Origin of the sequence: Trinickia sp., assembly GCF_051953955.1 — a bacterium.
In the GTDB taxonomy this organism is placed as follows: Bacteria; Pseudomonadota; Gammaproteobacteria; order Burkholderiales; family Burkholderiaceae; genus Trinickia.
In genome coordinates, this window is the sequence record NZ_JBQCIF010000125.1 from 25,284 (window position 1) to 42,429 (window position 17,146).

Here is a 17,146-nt window from a genome sequence, read left to right on the forward strand (position 1 = left end):
CGGCCCGCGCGCATGCACGCTACATGAGCTTGCCGGGTAGTTGATTATCGGGATCTTGCATCGCAATCCGTTGCCGATCCATGAAATCGCGCAAAGTATCGATGCCGCGCAGCTGCAAGATCGTATTGCGCACCGCAGCTTCGACGAGCACGGCGAGGTTGCGGCCGGCTGCCACCTGGATCGTCACCTTGCTGATGGGCAGCCCGAGCACGTCGACGGTCTGGCTCTCGAGCGGCAGGCGCTGGAATTCGCCGTCAGGGCGGCGCACGAGCTGGACGATCAGTTTCAGCTTCATTTTGCGGCGCACGGCCGTTTCCCCGAAGATCGTCTTGATGTCGAGCAGGCCCAACCCGCGCACCTCGAGCAGGTTTTGCAGCAGCGGCGGGCAGCGGCCTTCGACGAAATCGGGTCCGAGCCGTACGAAGTCGACCGCGTCGTCGGCCACGAGCCCATGTCCGCGACTGATCAGCTCGAGGCCGAGCTCGCTCTTGCCGAGGCCCGAATCGCCCGTCAGCAGCACGCCCATGCCGAGAATGTCGAGAAACACACCATGCAAGGTCGCGCGCGGCGCGAGAATGCGCGACATGTAAAGGCGCAGACTATCGATGACGGCGGCCGGCGACATCGTGGTCGTGAACAGCGGCGTGGACGAGCGCGTACAGCGCAGCACGAGCTCGGGCGGCGCGGCGACGCCGCCGGCGACGACGAGAAACGGCGGCTCGAGCGCGATCAGCTCGGCCATGTGCCGCGAGCGGTCGTCGTCCGACTGCCGCTGGTAATAGTTGACTTCGGCCTCGCCGAGCACCTGGATCCGGTTCGGGTGGATCAGGTTCAAGTGGCCGACGAGATCGGCGCTCGACGTCGCATTGGCGACCGTCTCGGCGGAAAAACCGCGCTCCCAGCCTTCGTGCCCCGTCAACCAGCTCAGTTTGAGCATGGAAGCGTTGTCGTCGAAAATGCTTTGGGCGTTGATGCTGGACGTATCCATGAATCCGTAGCTCCTGGTTGAGCGCGACACGCGTGGCGACGACGTGCGCAGACCTGCCCGCCAAGGCCGATGAACGGCGCCCGAAGGTGCCGTGCCGCCGCGCCTAACCTCGGGGGCGACGCTACGACAAGCTCAAGGGTGCCATTGGGTGAGCAGGCGATGCAACTCTTCGCGATCCGGTTCGGTGTGCAGGCGTTCGCGCGCTTCGCGGTCGGACAGCAACTGCGCGATTTCCGAGAGAATCTCCAAATGCTGCTGCGTGGCTTGTTCAGGCACGAGCAGGAAAATCAGCAGCGACACGGGTTGCCCGTCCGGCGCTTCGAACGGAATCGGCTGGTCCAGCCGCACGAACGCGGCCAGCGGCTGCTTCAAGCCTTTGATGCGCCCGTGCGGGATCGCCACGCCTTCGCCGAGGGCCGTCGAGCCGAGGCGCTCGCGGGCGAAAAGGTTGTCGGTGACTGCGCTGCGGCCGATTCCGTTTTGGTTTTCGAAAATCAAGCCGGCTTGCTCGAATACACGCTTCTTGCTGGTAACCGAAAGGCCGATGACGACGTTTTCGAGCGGAAGAAATTTGGCTAAACGATTCATGTTGGCAGGCTAACGCGTCGCCCGGGCGCTCCTCGCGGCAACTGGCTGGTTGTCGATTTTCGGCCGCATGCGTCGGCTCGGTGGACCGGCGCCGCGGGCACTGCTACGGCCGGCTGCCCCGTCAATAACCGCCACATTATAGAACAGGGCCGAAGCAGATGGTGCGCCGCGCCACGCTAGATGTCGGCGCGCCGCCGATGAACGCCAACGAGCGCGTCCATGAAAAAGCCGCCCTGCTTGGGGCGGCTTTTCGCGGGGTGGGGCGGCCTCGGCGCCGGCCGCCGCGTTGCCGGCTAGGCTTGTTCGCCTATCGGCGGCACGTCTTGATGCTTGATCGCGTCGTGCTGGTGTTCTTGGATGCGCCCTTTGTGGCGCACGACCTGTCGATCGAGCCGGTCGACCATGAGATCGATCGCCGCGTACAAGTCGCCGTTGGCACTTTCGATGAAGATGTCCTTGCCCTTTAAGTGAAGGCTGATTTCAACCTTCTGCCGCTTATCCTTTTCCTTATGGTTGTCGACCGAGAGGACCACATTGCCATCGATCACCTGATCGAAATGTCTTAGCACCTTATCGAGCTTGGTGATCAAGTATTCTCGCAACGCCGGCGTGACTTCGAGATGGTGTCCACTGATCTTCAGATTCATAGTGCTCTCCAAACAAATGGCTGCCAGGCACCGATGGTGCGGCATCGCCGGTCGGGAGCGGCCCGCTCGAGTCATCACCCCGCGAAGACTGACGAGCGGCGGGTCGTATCGGCCGGCCGGTACCGCCAAGGGCGTCAGGGCCGGTAAATGCTCTCCGCGGAACGCGGAAAGCCTATAGAGACTTACGCAAGTTGACTGCCGGGATCTTGAGTGCTTCGCGGTACTTGGCAACCGTCCGGCGTGCGACCACGAATCCTTGTTCCGCCAGCAGTTCGGCTATGCGGCTGTCCGAAAGAGGCGTTTTCGAGTCTTCTGCTCCTATCAGTTGCTTGATGAGCGCGCGAATGGCCGTCGACGAGGCCGCGCCCCCCGTATCGGTCGACACGTGCGAGCCGAAGAAGAACTTGAACTCGAGCGTCCCGAAGGGCGTGAGCATGTACTTGCCGGTCGTCACACGCGAAACCGTCGATTCGTGCAAGCCCAGCGTATCAGCTATTTCCCGCAAAACCAAGGGGCGCATCGCGATTTCGCCGTGCACGAAGTAGTTCTTTTGGCGCTCGACGATGGCCTGCGCGACGCGCAGGATCGTCTCGAAGCGCTGCTGGATATTCTTGATGAGCCAGCGCGCTTCCTGCAGCTGCTGGCGCAGTGAACCGCTGCCCGGATCGCCGCGGTTGTTGCGCAAGATGTTCGCGTACAGGTGGTTGATGCGCAGGCGCGGGACGACCTCGGGATTGAGTTCCGCCTGCCAGCCGGCCGACGTTTTGCGCACGATGATGTCGGGCACCACGTAATCGGCTTCCGCCTTGCCGTAGGCCGCCCCCGGAAACGGTTCGAGCGAACGGATCATCGCATGCGCGTCGCGCAGTTCGTCGTCGTTGGCCTTCAGTTGCTTGCGCAAGCGCGTGAAATCGCGTGCGGCGAGCAGTTCGAGATGGTTGGCGGCAATTTCGTGCGCGAGCTTGCGCGTGGGCGACGGGGGCAGGCGCAGCAGTTGCAGCCGCAAGCACTCCGACGCCGAGCGCGCGCCGACCCCTGCCGGGTCGAAGCTGTGCAGCAGTGCGAGCGCCGCGCCGAGTTCGTCGAGGTCGACCTCGAGCTCGTCGGGCAAATCGGCCAATATCTCGTCGAGCGAGGCCGTCAGATAGCCGTCGTCGTCGAGCGATTCGATCAGGAACGTGATCAGCGCGCGGTCGCGCGGGCTCGCTTGCGTGACGCGCAACTGCGCCATCAGGTGATCGCGCAGCGTCGTGGTCGATTCGTGAATCTGCAAAGGGGGCAGGTCGTCGTCGTCGGAGGCACCCGACGAGCGGCCGTAGTCGTCGAGGTTCCACTGCGACGAATCGGCGCCGTCGCTGCCACCGAGCGGGCCGAACTCTTCCGAACTCGCGCCGTCGCTGCGTTCCGTGCTTTCGGACGACGAGCCGGTGCCGCTCATCGGCTCCGGCGCCGAGGGCGTTGGCGCTTGTGCGATGACGGTGCCGTCCGCGGCGACGCGCAGCGGGCTGGCAATCCATTCGTCTTCGGATTCGAGCAGCGGGTTTTGCGCGACGGCCATCGCGACTTCCTGCTGCAGTTCGAGCGTGGACAACTGCAGCAATCGGATCGACTGCTGCAGTTGCGGGGTCAGCGCAAGATGCTGCGATAGGCGGAGTTGGAGGCTGGCTTTCATGGCAATGTGTCTTTCATTGTAGAGACTTTGCCACGCGCCGGGAACCTCGCGGCGCCTTGTCGGTGCGCAGCGGTGCGCGCAAGCACGATCGCCGCCCGCACCGATCGCACAAAAAAACGCCGCGCCCGGACGATCCGGACCTTACATGCGGAAGTGCTCGCCGAGGTAGACGCGCCGCACGCTTTCGTTTTCGACGATTTCGTGCGGCGCCCCGGCTGCAAGGACGGAGCCGTCGCTGATGATGTAGGCGTGATCGCAGATGCCGAGCGTCTCGCGCACGTTGTGATCGGTGATCAAGACGCCGATGTTGCGCTGCTTGAGGAATTTGACGATTTTTTGGATCTCGAGCACCGCGATCGGATCGACGCCCGCGAACGGTTCGTCGAGCAGAATGAAGCTCGGATTCGTCGCGAGCGCGCGCGCGATTTCGACGCGGCGGCGCTCCCCGCCCGAGAGCGAGAGAGCCGGGTTTTCCCGCAGATGCGCAACCTGCAGCTCGTCGAGCAGCGCATCGGTGCGCGCTTCGATCGCGGATTTCGTCAGCCGCTTACCCTGCCCGTCGCGCTGCAGCTCGAGCACGGCGCGGATGTTTTCCTCGACCGTCAGCTTGCGAAACACCGATGCTTCCTGCGGCAGGTACGACAAGCCGAGCGACGCGCGCTTGTGGATCGGCAGCAGGCTGATCGACTTGCCGTCGAGCACGATCTCGCCCGCGTCGAGCGGCACGAGGCCGACGATCATGTAGAAGGACGTCGTCTTGCCCGCACCGTTGGGCCCGAGCAGCCCCACGACCTCGCCGCTCTTGACGTCGAGCGAGACGTCCTTGACGACGGTGCGCGAGCCGTACCGCTTCTTCAAATTGCGCACGGCGAGCGAACTGTTCGCGCGCCGCGGCTCGATCGAGGGCGCGGGGCTCGCCGCCGCGGCCGGGGTGGATAGCATGTTCACTGCGTTCCGTTTCCTTGAATCGCCGGCGCCGGCGCAAGCTTGGCCGGTCCGCCATTGAGCGGAGCCGGGCCGCCGTTGCGCGGCGACAGCATGGCGCGCACGCGGCCGGTCGGATTGCCGGGTCCGGCCACGTCCTTGCCGGCGCGCGCGGTATAGAAATCGTTCTGGCCGTCGTAGGTCACGACGCTGCCGTGCACCTGATCCATCACGGTCGTGAGCCCTTGCAGGCGCCGGACGGTGGCGTTCGTCGTCAGCGTCGTCAAATCCTTCTTGCCATCGTAGTCGATTCGCTCGGCCGTGCCTTCGACGTATTCGTCGACGCCTTCCCGCTTCTGATGGAAATAGGCGAGATCCTTGCTGCCCGGCGCCATCGTGCCGGTCGCGTACTGATACCCGTCGGGGTCCTGATGCACTTCGACTCGATCGGCCTTGATCAGGATCGTGCCCTTCGTGGCGACGACATGGCCCGTGAACACCGTGACCTGCTTCAGGTCGTCGTAGGTCATGTTGTCGGCGTCGATGTTCATCGGCTTGTTCTTGTCGGCTTGCTCGGCATGGGCGGCGATGGGCCCGAGGGCGAAACAAGCCAGCAGAAGCGCAAGCGCCGTTGCCATGCCGATGCGCGCTGGCCGGCGCTCGCGGAGAAAGAACGATTCGTTCATGCGGTCACGCTACGAAAGGATGGGGCGCGGTCACTTCGAACCGGCGCCGGATGTGCCACCGCCCGAGATATCCGAAGCTGCGATGTAGCCCCGGACCGTGCCGAAAAGCTGCATCACGCGGGTGACATTGTTGTAGTTCATGGCATCTGCCGTCGCGACCGACAGGCCGCGCCGAAGTTTAACCGGGTTTTTCGACACGATCACATCGTCGTTCACGAAGACGCGAAAGTGGGAGGAGTCGGCTTGCATTTCGGGATCGCCTGCGCCGGCCGCCCGCACGATGCGCGCGTTGTCGTACAAGTCGACGATCGATGCATCGCCGTTGACCGTGCCGCGCTCGCCCGTGGCCGTCACGATCGGCTTGCCCGGCTGGAACGCACGGATCGCCGGGTGCGTGAGGTCGCTGTCCTCGTCGTCCTCGTAATGCACGAGCTTGGCCGCCGTCAGCCGATATTGCGTCGTGCCCGACTGATCGAGCTCGGAGACCGAGAACTGATCGGCGAAATAATCGGGTGTATGGGTTTTCGCGCCGGCCGTCTCGCGCGCGGCCGGCGGCCGCGTCGCTTGCAGCAGCCAATAGGTGCCGCCGGCGAGCGCCGCGAGGGCGACCAGAGACAGCTGCGACGTCAGGCGCGAGGCGTTCATGCGCGGTGCGCTCCGCACGCTTGCGCGAGCAGCGCTTCATAGCGGTGCTGCGCGCGCAGGATGGCATCGCAGACTTCCCGGGCCGCGCCTTGCCCGCCGCGTGCTTCGGACACCCAATGCGCGCGAGCGATCACTTCGGGGTGCGCATTGGCCGGCGCCGCCGCAAACCCGCAGCGCGTGAGCACCCCGAGATCGGGCCAGTCGTCGCCCATGTAGCCGCATTGCTCGGCCGTCACGTTCGCCTCGCGGATGAGTTCCTCGAATGCGTCGATCTTGTCGGCGACGCCCTGGTAAAGATGCGAAACGCGCAACTCGTGCGCGCGCGCGGCCACGATCTCGGAGCGGCGGCCCGTGATGATCGCCGTGCGGATGCCGGCTTCGCCGAGCAGCTTCAGGCCGTGGCCGTCCATCGAGTTGAACGACTTCATCGTGTCGCCTTGCGCCGTGAACATCAGGCCGCCGTCGGTCAGCACGCCGTCGACGTCGAAAATCATCAGCTTGACGCGGCTCGCGCGTTCGCTTGCCGTGAGAGGCGCAGCGGCCATTAGATCACCTTCTTCGAGAACAGGTCGTGCATGTTGAGCGCGCCGATCAGCTTGCCCTCGGTATCGACCACGAGGATTTGGTTGATCCGGTGGCGCTCCATCGATTCGACGGCTTCGACGGCGAGGTGATCGGCACCGATCGTGCGCGGTGCGCGCGTCATGACGTCGATGATCGGCAAATCGCGAAAATCGCCCGTCCGTTCGAGGACGCGGCGCAAATCGCCATCGGTGAAGATGCCTTCGACACGGCCCTGATCGTCGACGATCGCCGTCATGCCCATGCGCTTGGCCGTCAATTGGAACAGCGCATCTCGCACCGTCGCGCCGGCCGGGACCTGCGGCAACTGATCGCCCGTGCGCATGACGTCGCGAACGTATGTCAACAGCCGCCGCCCGAGCGCGCCGCCCGGATGCGAGCGTGCGAAATCGTCGGCGCCGAAGCCGCGGGCGTCGAGCACGGCCATGGCCAGCGCGTCGCCGAGCGCGAGCGCCGCCGTCGTGCTCGCCGTCGGGGCGAGCTCCAGCGGGCAGGCTTCCTTCTGCACGCCGGCATTCAGGTGGACGTCGGAGAGCGTGGCGAGCGTGGATTGCGGCCGGCCGGTGATCGCGATCAGCTTCGCGCCGATACGCTTGACGAGCGGCAGGATCGCAACGAGCTCTTCCGATTCGCCGGAATTCGAGAGCGCAATGAAGACATCGTCCTCGGTGACCATGCCGAGATCACCGTGGCTCGCTTCGGCCGGGTGCACGAAGAAGGCCGGCGTGCCCGTGCTGGCGAGCGTGGCGGCGAGCTTGCGGGCGATGTGGCCGGACTTGCCGATGCCGGAGACGACGACGCGGCCGCGGCAACTCAGAAGAAAGTCGACGGCTGCGACGAAGCGCTCGTCGACCTGATCGCGAAGCGCGCGCACGGCGTCGGCTTCGATGTCGAGGACTTCCCGGGCGAGCGCCAACGCCCGGTCACCATTGATTTTCGCTATCATTCGCCGGAGTATAGCAAAGGCGTTGTTCGCCGCGCCGGGCCCCACCCATGGCCAGAGCCGCTCTCAGGCTTCCCCTATCGAATGCGCGGCGCTTGGCGCGTGGCCGCGCGTTCCGCTGACGAACGAGGACGCTCAACACGTGATTTCTCCGCTCGAGATGACGCTTTTCCTGCTGCTCGCGTCAGTGGTGGGCGTCGTATTGTTCCGCTCGTTGAATCTGCCGCCGATGCTCGGCTACCTGACGGTCGGCATCGTCGTCGGGCCGCACGCGCTAGGCATTGCGCCCGATTCCTCGCGCGCGCAGAACCTCGCGGAGTTCGGCGTCGTCTTTCTGATGTTTTCGATCGGGCTCGAGTTCTCGCTCGCCAAGCTCCGGGCGATGCGCACGCTCGTCTTCGGGCTCGGGCTGCTGCAGGTGATCGGCACAGTCGGCGTGTCGGTGCTCGTCGGCCTTTTGCTCGAGCGCTGGGTGCACGTGTCCTGGCAAGGCAGCATCGCGCTCGGCGGCGCGCTCGCGATGTCGTCGACGGCGATCGTCAGCAAAATGCTCGCGGAGCGCCTCGAGATCGAGACGGAGCACGGCCGCAACATCTTCGGCGTGCTGCTGTTCCAGGATCTGGCCGTCGTGCCGCTGCTCATCGTGATCGCTGCGCTCGGCGGTGATTCGCAGGATCTGCCGATGACGCTCGGCATCGCGGCGTTCAAGATCGTCGTCGCGCTGTCGCTGCTGCTGTTCGTCGGGCAAAAGTTCATGACGCGCTGGTTCAACGTCGTCGCGCGGCGGCGCTCGCAGGAGTTGTTCGTCCTGAACCTGCTGCTCGTCACGCTCGGCGCGGCGTTCATCACGGACAAATTCGGCCTGTCGCTCGCGCTCGGCGCGTTCATCGCCGGCATGCTGATCGCCGAAACGCCGTACCGCCACCAGGTGGAAGAGGACATCAAGCCGTTTCGCGACGTGCTGCTCGGCCTGTTCTTCGTGACGACGGGCATGCTGCTCGACCCGCGCGTGCTGATCGCGCATCCGCTGCTCGTGCTGGCGTTTCTCATCGCGCCGGTGCTGCTCAAGATCGTCATGATCACGGGGCTCGCGCGTCTGTTCGGTGCGACGCCGGGCGTCGCGATGCGCACCGGCATCGGGCTTGCGCAAGCGGGCGAGTTCGGTTTCGTGCTGCTCAATCTGATCCTCGACAAGCATCTCGTCGACGCGGCGATGCTGCAGGCGATCCTCGCGGCGATGCTGCTCTCGATGCTCGCCGCGCCGTTCATGATTCAAAACGCCGACCGCATCGTCCTGCGGCTCTCGTCGACGGAATGGATGCAGCAGTCGCTGCAGATGACGCGGATCGCGACGCAAAGCCTGCGGCAAAATGCCCACGTCATCATTTGCGGATACGGCCGCGCCGGGCAAAACCTCGCGCGGATGCTCGAGCACGAAGGGCTTTCCTATGTCGCGCTGGACCTCGACCCCGATCGCGTCGCCGCGGCCGCCGCGGCCGGCGAATCGGTCGTGTTCGGCGATGCGGCGCGGCGCGAATCGCTCGTTTCGGCCGGCATCCATCGCGCGTCGGCCGTGGCCATCACCTACGCGAACACACCCTCGGCATTGCGCGTGCTGCACAACGTGCACGAGCTCGAGCCGGCGCTGCCCGTGATCGTGCGCACCGTCGACGATGCCGATCTGGAAAAGCTGCTCGCCGCCGGTGCCACCGAAGTCATCCCCGAGATCGTCGAGGGCAGCCTGATGCTCGCGTCGCATACGCTCGTGCTGATGGGCGTGCCGATGCGGCGCGTCGTGCGGCGCGTGGAAGAGATGCGCGACGCGCGCTACAGCCTGCTGCGCGGCTATTTTCACGGGGCCGACGATCTGGGCGACGAGGAAGGGCATGACCAGGTGCGGCTACAATCGGTGGCGGTCGACGGCAATGCCGACGCCGTCGGACGCACGCTCGACGAACTCGGGCTCGCCTCGATGGGTGTCGAAGTCACGGCAATACGGCGCCACGGTATCCGCGGCGTCGAGCCCGGCCCTGAAACGAAGCTGCGAGAGGCCGATATCCTCGTTTTGCGGGGATTGCCGGAAGCGCTCGCGCTGGCCGAGGAGCGGTTGCTGCGCAACCGCCGCGCCGGCGTGACGGCCGCCTGACCGAGCGCGCCCTTCCATCGATTCATGCAACACGATTTGCTCGCCGCGCGCGAGCGAACCACTGTCCACTGTCAGCGGAGAATTTCATGTCCCATGCGCCCGCGGATGCGCCCATCGACGCCGCCGCGTTCATCAAGAGCCAAATTCGCACCGTTCCCGACTGGCCGCTGCCCGGCGTGCAGTTTCGCGACATCACGCCGCTCTTGCAGCGGCCCAAGACGCTGCGCGTGCTCATCGACCTGTTCATCGAACGCTACGTCGAAGCAAAGCTCGACTACGTCGCGGGACTCGACGCGCGCGGCTTCATCATCGCGCCGATCGTCGCCTACGAGCTCAACATCGGCTTCATTCCGATCCGCAAGATCGGCAAGCTGCCGTACAAGACCGTTTCCGAATCGTATGCGCTCGAATACGGCACGGCCACCGTCGAGATCCATGAGGACGCCTGCCGGGCCGGCGAACGCGTCGTCATCGTCGACGATCTGATCGCCACGGGCGGCACGATGATGGCCGGCAAGAAGCTGCTCGAGCGGCTCGGCGCCGTGGTCGTCGAAGGCGCGGCGATCGTCGATCTGCCCGATCTCGGTGGCTCGAAGCTGCTGCGCGAGAGCGGCTTGCCGCTCTATACGGTCACCGAGTTCGCGGGCCATTGAATCGGGAGCGATCGCATCATGCCGAACCTTCCGCTTTTCCTTGCCGCGTCGATCGCCATCACGGCCGCGCCCGGCCCCGACAACCTGCAGGTGCTCGCGCGCGGCATCTCGCAAGGCCGCGCGGCGGGCCTCGTGGCCGCGCTCGGCTTTGCCGCCGGCTTGACGTTCCACACGACACTCGCGGCACTCGGCGTGGCGGCGCTCCTGCGCTCATCCCCGGTCGCGTTCCATATCGTCAAGATCGCCGGGGGCTTGTATCTCGTTTGGATCGGTGTCAAGGCGTTGACGAGCGCGGGCCTCGCAAGTGCTCACGAACGGCCGCCGCAGCCGCTTTCGACGGTCTTTCGTCAAAGCGTCGTCGGCAACATGATGAATCCGAAGGTGACGCTGTTCTTCGTCGTTTTCCTGCCGCAGTTCGTCGATCCGAGCAGCACGCAGCGCATCGGCGTTCAGATGATCGAGCTCGGCGTGATCTTCATGCTGCAAACGCTCGCGCTCTTTTCGGCATTCGGCTTGTTCGCCGGGACGCTCGGCGCTTGGCTCAAGCGTCGTCCGCGCGTGGGCGTATGGCTCGATCGAGTGGCCGGCGCGACCTTCATCGCGCTCGGGCTGCGCGTTGCGTTGCGCGATTGAGCGGACGATCGAGCGAACGAGCGAACGAACCATCGCATTGAACGATTGACCCATTGAACGAGGAACGCCCATGAATTTGCCTTGCATCGCGAGTGCGCGCCGCTTCGAGCCGAGCGCACACCGGCCGTTCTTCATGTCGGCCGAGCAGGTCGGCTGGATACGTGAAAGCGACTTGCCGCTGCTTGCACAGTGGCCCGACGTATTCGAGATCGATCCGGCCGGTGTCGCGCTCGCGGCGCGCTTCGACGTCGATGCCAACAGCCGCTCCGCCGCGCTCGCGACGGTCATCGGGGCGCTGGCCGGGCAACGGCGCATCGTGGGCTGGCGCGACGAGACCTACGCGATCCGCAATACGTTCGATAGTGCGCCGCTCGCGTTCATCGAGCGCGCCGCAGCTCGTTTCTTCGGCACGATGACCTACGCGGTGCATTTGAACGGCATCGTAAAATACGCCGATCGCGCGCCGCAACTCTGGATCGCGCGCCGCAGCCAGACGAAGGCGACCGACCCGGGCATGCTCGACAATGTCGTCGCCGGCGGCATCGGCTGGGGCTTTTCGATCGAAGCAACGATCGAAAAGGAGTGCTGGGAAGAGGCGGGCGTCGAGGCCGCGCTGGCCCGGCAGGCCGTCCCGGGGCGCACGGTTCACGTGCTGCAGTCGCTGCCCGAAGGCACGCAGGCCGAGCAGGTATTCATTTACGACTTGCCGCTGCCCGAGGATTTCGCGCCACGCAATCAGGACGGCGAAGTGGGCGAGCATCGGCTCGCGCGCATCGACGAGGTCGCGCGCTGGATCGAAGACGGCGAGATGACGGTCGATGCGAGCTTGGCGACGCTCGATTGCATGCTGCGCCACCGCTGGATCGACGACGACGCCTGTGCTGGCATCGAAGCGCTGTTCGCCGCGCCGTTCGTCGCGGGCTGAATCGTCGCGCGAGTCACGCACGCGCTCACACGCTCACACGCTCACACGAATTCACAGGTCATTCATATGTCGACCCAACACAGCTTCATTTTGAAATTGTCGTGCCCCGATCGGCCCGGCATCGTCCATGCGGTATCCGGGTTCCTGTTCGATCGCGGCGCGAACATTCTCGATTCGGCCCAATTCGGCGACAGCCATACGGGCGAGTTCTTCATGCGCGTGCACTTTCAGCAAGTGGGCGGCGATCCAGGCCTGCCGACCTTGCGCGAAGCGTTCTCACCGCTGGCCGGCCAGTTCGAAATGCGCTGGGAGATCCATGACGCGGCGCTCAAGCCGAAGGTCGTCATCATGGTGTCGAAGATCGGCCATTGCTTGAACGATTTGCTGTTCCGCTATCGCACGGGGCAACTGTCGATCGAGATCCCGGCGATCATCTCGAACCACAAGGACTTCTATCAACTGGCGGCGAGCTACGACATTCCGTTCCATCATTTTCCGCTGACGGAGTCGACGGGCGCGGCGAAGGCCGCGCAGGAGGCGCGCGTGCTCGAGGTCATCGATCAGTATGGCGCCGATCTCGTCGTGCTTGCGCGCTATATGCAGATCTTGTCGCCGAACCTGTGCGAGCACCTTTCCGGTCGCGCGATCAACATCCATCATTCGTTCCTGCCGAGCTTCAAGGGCGCGAAGCCTTACTACCAAGCGTTCGATCGCGGTGTGAAGCTGATCGGTGCGACGGCCCATTACGTCACGACGGATCTCGACGAAGGCCCGATCATCGAGCAGGAAGTCGAGCGCGTCGATCACAGCATGACGCCCGATCAACTGACGGCGATCGGCCGCGATGTCGAATGCGTGACGCTCGCGCGCGCCGTGAAGTGGCACGTCGAGCATCGGATCGTTTTGAACGGAACGAAGACGGTCGTTTTCCGTTGAACGAGCCACCCCTCGAGGGGCGCCCCGCTAAATCAGCCGCAGGTAGATGAGCTCGCGCTTGATGTACGCGTAGAAAATCGGCGCCGCGATGAGCCCAGGCACACCCGCGGCCGCTTCCATGACGAGCATGGCGAGCAGCAACTCCCACGCGCGCGCCTCGATCTGCCCGCCGACGATCCTCGCGTTCAAGAAATATTCGAACTTGTGAATCAGCACGAGGAAGACGAGCGAGGAGATCGCCGTCGGTAGGCTCACCGAGAGCGAGACGGCGAGGATCAGCGAGTTCGAGATCAGATTGCCGATGACGGGCAAGAGCCCCGCGATGAACGTGATGAGCACGAGCGTCTTCGACAGCGGCAGCCGCTCATGAAAGACCGGCAATGCAACGAGCAGATAGAGCGCCGTGAACACGGCGTTGATCGTCGAAATCTTGACCTGGGCGAAGACGATGCGCCGGAACGCATCGGCGAAGCGCGCGGCGCGCGAGGCCAGCGCTGTCGACAGCGGCAGGCGTTGCATCTGGCGCTCGCTCGTGATCGCGATCATCGCGCCGATGATCATCCCGAACAGCACGTGCCCGAAGCCGCGCGCGACGTTCTTGCCGCCTTGCTGCAACTGGCTCATGTGCGAATGCACGAGCATGCCGGCCTTTTGCTTCATCTCGGAGACGTCGCCGGGCAGCATGGCCGAGAGCCAGCCCGGCGCGCGCGTGCGAGCCTGATCGACGATCTGCATGACTTGATCGAGCAGGCTTTGAATGTTCGGCACCGTATGCTGGAAGTGCTCGGTGATGCCGATGGTGAGCCCCGCCAGGCCGCCCACCACGACCGACGCGATGACGACGACGGCTACCCAGCGCGCGCGATAGCTCGGCATGTGGCGCTCGATCGTAGGCGCGATCGTGTGGACCAGTTGATAGACGAGCATGCCGCCGAGCAGCGCGCCGAGCAGCTTGAAATGCAGGACGGCCCACATGCCGAAGACGGCGAGCGCGTAGCTGCCGATCTCGACGGCGGACAGTTTCGGCAAGCTCATGTCGCTCGTGAGCCGCACGGGACGTGCCGCGACCTCCTTGATGCGGGTGTCTTCGGGGGCCTCGTTGCGCTTAGCCATGATGTTCTCTTCGTCTCCAGCCAATCCCGGGTGGCGCGGCTGCCGAGACATGCCGCACCGCCGTGCATCCCTTCTTCGCGATCAACGGCGCTCGAGCAGCGGAGCGAGATATCGCCCGGTGAAGCTCGCCTTCGCTTTCGCGATCTGCTCGGGCGTGCCTTGGGCGATGATCTGCCCGCCGCCCGCGCCGCCTTCCGGGCCGAGGTCGATCACCCAGTCCGCCGTTTTTATCACATCGAGATTATGCTCGATGATCACCACGGTATTGCCATGATCGCGCAACCGATGGATCACTTCCAGCAACAGCGCGATGTCGTGGAAGTGCAGGCCCGTCGTGGGCTCGTCGAGGATGTAGAGCGTGCGCCCCGTATCGCGCTTGGACAGCTCGAGCGAGAGCTTGACGCGCTGCGCCTCCCCGCCCGAGAGCGTCGTGGCCGATTGGCCTAGGCGAATATAGCCGAGGCCGACGTCGAGCAGCGTTTTGAGCTTGCGCGCAATGACGGGCACCGCACCGAAGAATTCGTATGCATGCTCCACCGTCATGTCGAGCACTTCGCTGATGTTCTTGCCTTTGTATTGAACGTCGAGCGTCTCGCGGTTGTAGCGCTTGCCGTGGCAGACGTCGCACGGCACGTAGACGTCGGGCAGGAAGTGCATTTCGACTTTGAGCACGCCGTCGCCTTGGCAAGCCTCGCAGCGCCCGCCCTTGACGTTGAACGAGAAGCGGCCCGGATCGTAGCCGCGTTCCTTCGAGGACGGCACGCCGGCGAAGAGCTCGCGGATCGGCGTGAACACGCCCGTGTAGGTGGCGGGATTCGAGCGCGGCGTGCGGCCGATCGGCGATTGGTCGACGTTGATGACCTTATCGAAATGCTCGAGCCCCTCGATCTGCTCGTAGGGCGCGGGCTCCGCCGACGAGCCGTACAGGTGCTGGGCGACGGCATGATAGAGCGTGTCGTTGATCAGCGTGGACTTGCCTGAGCCCGACACGCCCGTCACGCAGGTGAGCAGCCCGACGGGCAGATCGAGCGTGACGCGCTTCAAGTTGTTGCCGTGTGCTTCGACGATGCGCAGTTGCCGCTCGTCGGGCTCCTTGCGCTCGTCGGGAAACTCGATGCGGCGCTCGCCGTTCAGGTATTGGCCCGTCAGCGAGGCGGGATCGGCTTGCACTTGCTTCGGCGTGCCTTCTGCGATGACCATGCCGCCGTGCTCGCCGGCGCCGGGGCCCATGTCGACGACATAATCGGCCATGCGGATCATGTCCTCGTCGTGCTCGACGACGATGACCGAGTTGCCGAGATCGCGCAGGTGCTTGAGCGTGGCGATCAGTCGGTCGTTGTCGCGCTGATGCAGGCCGATCGAGGGCTCGTCGAGCACGTACATGACGCCCGTGAGCCCGGAGCCGATCTGCGAAGCGAGCCGGATGCGCTGCGCCTCGCCGCCCGAGAGCGTATCGGCGCTGCGCTCGAGCGATAGGTAATCGAGCCCCACGTTGTTCAGGAACATGAGCCGCGCGACGATTTCCTTGACGACCTTTTCGCCGATCTCGCGTTTGGCGCCTTCGAGCCTGAGCGTTTGGAAGTAGCCGAGCGTATCGCGCAGGGGCCAGCCGCTCACTTCGTAGATCGCGCGCGCGTCGCCGTCGGCGCCTAGGCGCACGAACCTGGCTTCCTTGCGCAGACGCGTGCCGTCGCACGAAGGGCATGCCTGATTGTTCTGATATTTCGCCAACTCTTCCCTGACGGCGGCCGAATCGGTCTCGCGATAGCGGCGCTCGAGGTTTGGAATGATGCCTTCGAACACATGTTCCCTGACCGTCGCGCGGCCGCGCTCGTTGATGTACGAGAAGGGAATCTGCTCTTTGCCCGAGCCGAACAGGATCAGCTTGCGGATCTTCTCTGGCAGTTCCTCGAACGGCGTGTCGATGTCGAACTCGTAATATGCCGCCAGGCTTTGCAGCATCTGGAAATAGAACTGATTGCGGCGGTCCCAGCCTTTGACGGCGCCGGCCGCGAGCGAGAGCGTGGGGTGCGCGACGACGCGCTTCGGATCGAAGAACGTGATTTGGCCGAGCCCGTCGCAATCGGGGCAGGCGCCCATCGGATTGTTGAACGAGAACAAGCGCGGCTCGAGCTCGGGCAGCGAGTACGAGCAGATCGGGCAAGCGAACTTCGAGCTGAACAGATGCTCGTTGCCCGTATCCATCTCGAGGGCGATTGCGCGCCCGTCGGCCAGACGCAGGGCCGTCTCGAACGATTCGGCCAAGCGCTGCTTCATGTCGGCGCGCACCTTTAAGCGATCGACGACGACGTCGATCGAATGCTTGTCGTTCTTTTTCAGCTTCGGCAGCGAATCGACGTCGTAGATCTGCGCCGTGCCTTCGTTGGCCGTGCCGCCTCCCGAGCGGATGCGAAAGCGGATGAAGCCTTGGGCCTGCATCTGCTCGAACAACTCGGCGTGTTCGCCCTTGCGATTGGTCACCACGGGCGCGAGGATCATGAGCTTCGTTTCCTCGGGCAGCGCGAGCGCGGCATCCACCATTTGCGAGACGCTTTGCGCTTCGAGCGCGATCTCGTGCTCGGGGCAATACGGCGTGCCGACGCGTGCGTAGAGCAAACGCAGATAATCGTGAATTTCGGTGACGGTGCCGACCGTCGAGCGCGGATTGTGCGAGGTCGCCTTCTGCTCGATCGAAATGGCGGGCGACAGCCCCTCGATCAAGTCGACGTCGGGTTTCTCCATCAATTGCAGGAACTGGCGCGCGTAAGCCGAAAGGCTTTCCACATATCGGCGCTGCCCCTCGGCGTAAAGGGTGTCGAACGCGAGCGACGACTTCCCCGATCCGGACAAACCGGTAACCACGATCAGTTGATGGCGAGGCAGGTCGAGATTGACGTTCTTCAGGTTGTGGGTACGCGCCCCACGGATGCGAATCTGTTCCATGCCTTGACAAAGGGGAAGAGGCCAAACCTGCTACTATAACGACTTTTCCAGACCGCCGTTACGGCGACCTTACAGCGCGCGGGAACGAACGAGCCCACCTCGTTGCGTTCGCTGCACCCGAG

Annotated in this window: 16 protein-coding genes; 5 read left to right on the forward strand and 11 right to left on the reverse strand. The window is 64.5% G+C overall.

Translation table 11 applies throughout. The features are described 5' to 3' along the window. Positions 1–19: 19 nt before the first annotated feature. From hprK to kdsD, 9 genes are all read right to left on the reverse strand, one after another. A complete protein-coding gene (hprK, locus tag ACTHNZ_RS23205) occupies positions 20–988 on the reverse strand; it encodes an HPr(Ser) kinase/phosphatase (protein ID WP_440544933.1) in 969 nt (322 codons plus the stop codon). A gap of 132 nt (positions 989–1,120) precedes the next feature. After that, positions 1,121–1,576 (reverse strand): PTS sugar transporter subunit IIA, encoded by a 456-nt coding sequence (locus ACTHNZ_RS23210; protein WP_440544934.1) that lies wholly within the window; start codon positions 1,574–1,576, stop codon positions 1,121–1,123. Between the two features lie 293 nt (positions 1,577–1,869). Next, entirely contained in the window at positions 1,870–2,223 is a 354-nt protein-coding gene (hpf, locus tag ACTHNZ_RS23215; RefSeq protein ID WP_440544935.1) for a ribosome hibernation-promoting factor, HPF/YfiA family, read from the reverse strand. A gap of 172 nt (positions 2,224–2,395) precedes the next feature. After that, positions 2,396–3,895 carry an RNA polymerase factor sigma-54 gene (locus tag ACTHNZ_RS23220; RefSeq protein WP_440544936.1) on the reverse strand — a complete coding sequence of 500 codons (1,500 nt, stop codon included), beginning with the start codon at positions 3,893–3,895 and terminating at the stop codon, positions 2,396–2,398. 141 nt (positions 3,896–4,036) lie between these two features. Further along, positions 4,037–4,837 (reverse strand): LPS export ABC transporter ATP-binding protein, encoded by an 801-nt coding sequence (lptB, locus tag ACTHNZ_RS23225; RefSeq protein WP_440544937.1) that lies wholly within the window; start codon positions 4,835–4,837, stop codon positions 4,037–4,039. A 2-nt stretch (positions 4,838–4,839) separates the two neighbouring features. Continuing rightward, entirely contained in the window at positions 4,840–5,457 is a 618-nt protein-coding gene (gene lptA, locus ACTHNZ_RS23230) for a lipopolysaccharide transport periplasmic protein LptA (RefSeq protein WP_440545056.1), read from the reverse strand. Between the two features lie 78 nt (positions 5,458–5,535). Next, positions 5,536–6,150, reverse strand: a complete 615-nt coding sequence (lptC, locus tag ACTHNZ_RS23235; protein ID WP_440544938.1) for an LPS export ABC transporter periplasmic protein LptC — start codon at positions 6,148–6,150, stop codon at positions 5,536–5,538. After that, positions 6,147–6,695 (reverse strand): KdsC family phosphatase, encoded by a 549-nt coding sequence (locus ACTHNZ_RS23240; RefSeq protein WP_440544939.1) that lies wholly within the window; start codon positions 6,693–6,695, stop codon positions 6,147–6,149. Before ACTHNZ_RS23240 ends, lptC begins: the two co-directional genes overlap by 4 nt. Beyond that, entirely contained in the window at positions 6,695–7,678 is a 984-nt protein-coding gene (gene kdsD / locus ACTHNZ_RS23245) for an arabinose 5-phosphate isomerase KdsD (protein WP_440544940.1), read from the reverse strand. The genes ACTHNZ_RS23240 and kdsD overlap by 1 nt, the downstream gene beginning before the upstream one ends. 139 nt (positions 7,679–7,817) lie before the next feature. On the opposite strand from kdsD, the gene ACTHNZ_RS23250 reads away from it, so the two are divergent. The 5 genes from ACTHNZ_RS23250 to purU all read left to right on the forward strand — a co-directional run bounded on the left by ACTHNZ_RS23250 (position 7,818) and on the right by purU (position 12,968). Then, on the forward strand, positions 7,818–9,821 hold the full coding sequence (locus ACTHNZ_RS23250; RefSeq protein ID WP_440544941.1) for a cation:proton antiporter domain-containing protein: 2,004 nt from the start codon (positions 7,818–7,820) through the stop codon (positions 9,819–9,821). Between the two features lie 86 nt (positions 9,822–9,907). Further along, entirely contained in the window at positions 9,908–10,474 is a 567-nt protein-coding gene (locus ACTHNZ_RS23255; RefSeq protein WP_440544942.1) for an adenine phosphoribosyltransferase, read from the forward strand. An 18-nt stretch (positions 10,475–10,492) separates the two neighbouring features. After that, positions 10,493–11,107, forward strand: coding sequence for a LysE family translocator (locus ACTHNZ_RS23260; protein WP_440544943.1), 615 nt, complete (start codon positions 10,493–10,495; stop codon positions 11,105–11,107). Positions 11,108–11,177: 70 nt separating this feature from the next. Continuing rightward, complete coding sequence (locus tag ACTHNZ_RS23265; RefSeq protein ID WP_440544944.1) at positions 11,178–12,032, forward strand: DUF4743 domain-containing protein; 855 nt, start codon at positions 11,178–11,180, stop codon at positions 12,030–12,032. 66 nt (positions 12,033–12,098) lie between these two features. After that, the gene (gene purU / locus ACTHNZ_RS23270) at positions 12,099–12,968 is read left to right on the forward strand and encodes a formyltetrahydrofolate deformylase (RefSeq protein ID WP_440544945.1); all 870 of its coding nucleotides are present in this window, start codon (positions 12,099–12,101) and stop codon (positions 12,966–12,968) included. A 27-nt stretch (positions 12,969–12,995) separates the two neighbouring features. Here purU and ACTHNZ_RS23275 read toward each other — a convergent pair whose 3' ends face one another. Together ACTHNZ_RS23275 and uvrA are read right to left on the reverse strand one after the other, a co-directional pair. Beyond that, the gene (locus tag ACTHNZ_RS23275) at positions 12,996–14,081 is read right to left on the reverse strand and encodes an AI-2E family transporter (protein ID WP_440544946.1); all 1,086 of its coding nucleotides are present in this window, start codon (positions 14,079–14,081) and stop codon (positions 12,996–12,998) included. 81 nt (positions 14,082–14,162) lie between these two features. Then, positions 14,163–17,024 carry an excinuclease ABC subunit UvrA gene (gene uvrA / locus ACTHNZ_RS23280; protein WP_440544947.1) on the reverse strand — a complete coding sequence of 954 codons (2,862 nt, stop codon included), beginning with the start codon at positions 17,022–17,024 and terminating at the stop codon, positions 14,163–14,165. Positions 17,025–17,146: the final 122 nt, after the last annotated feature.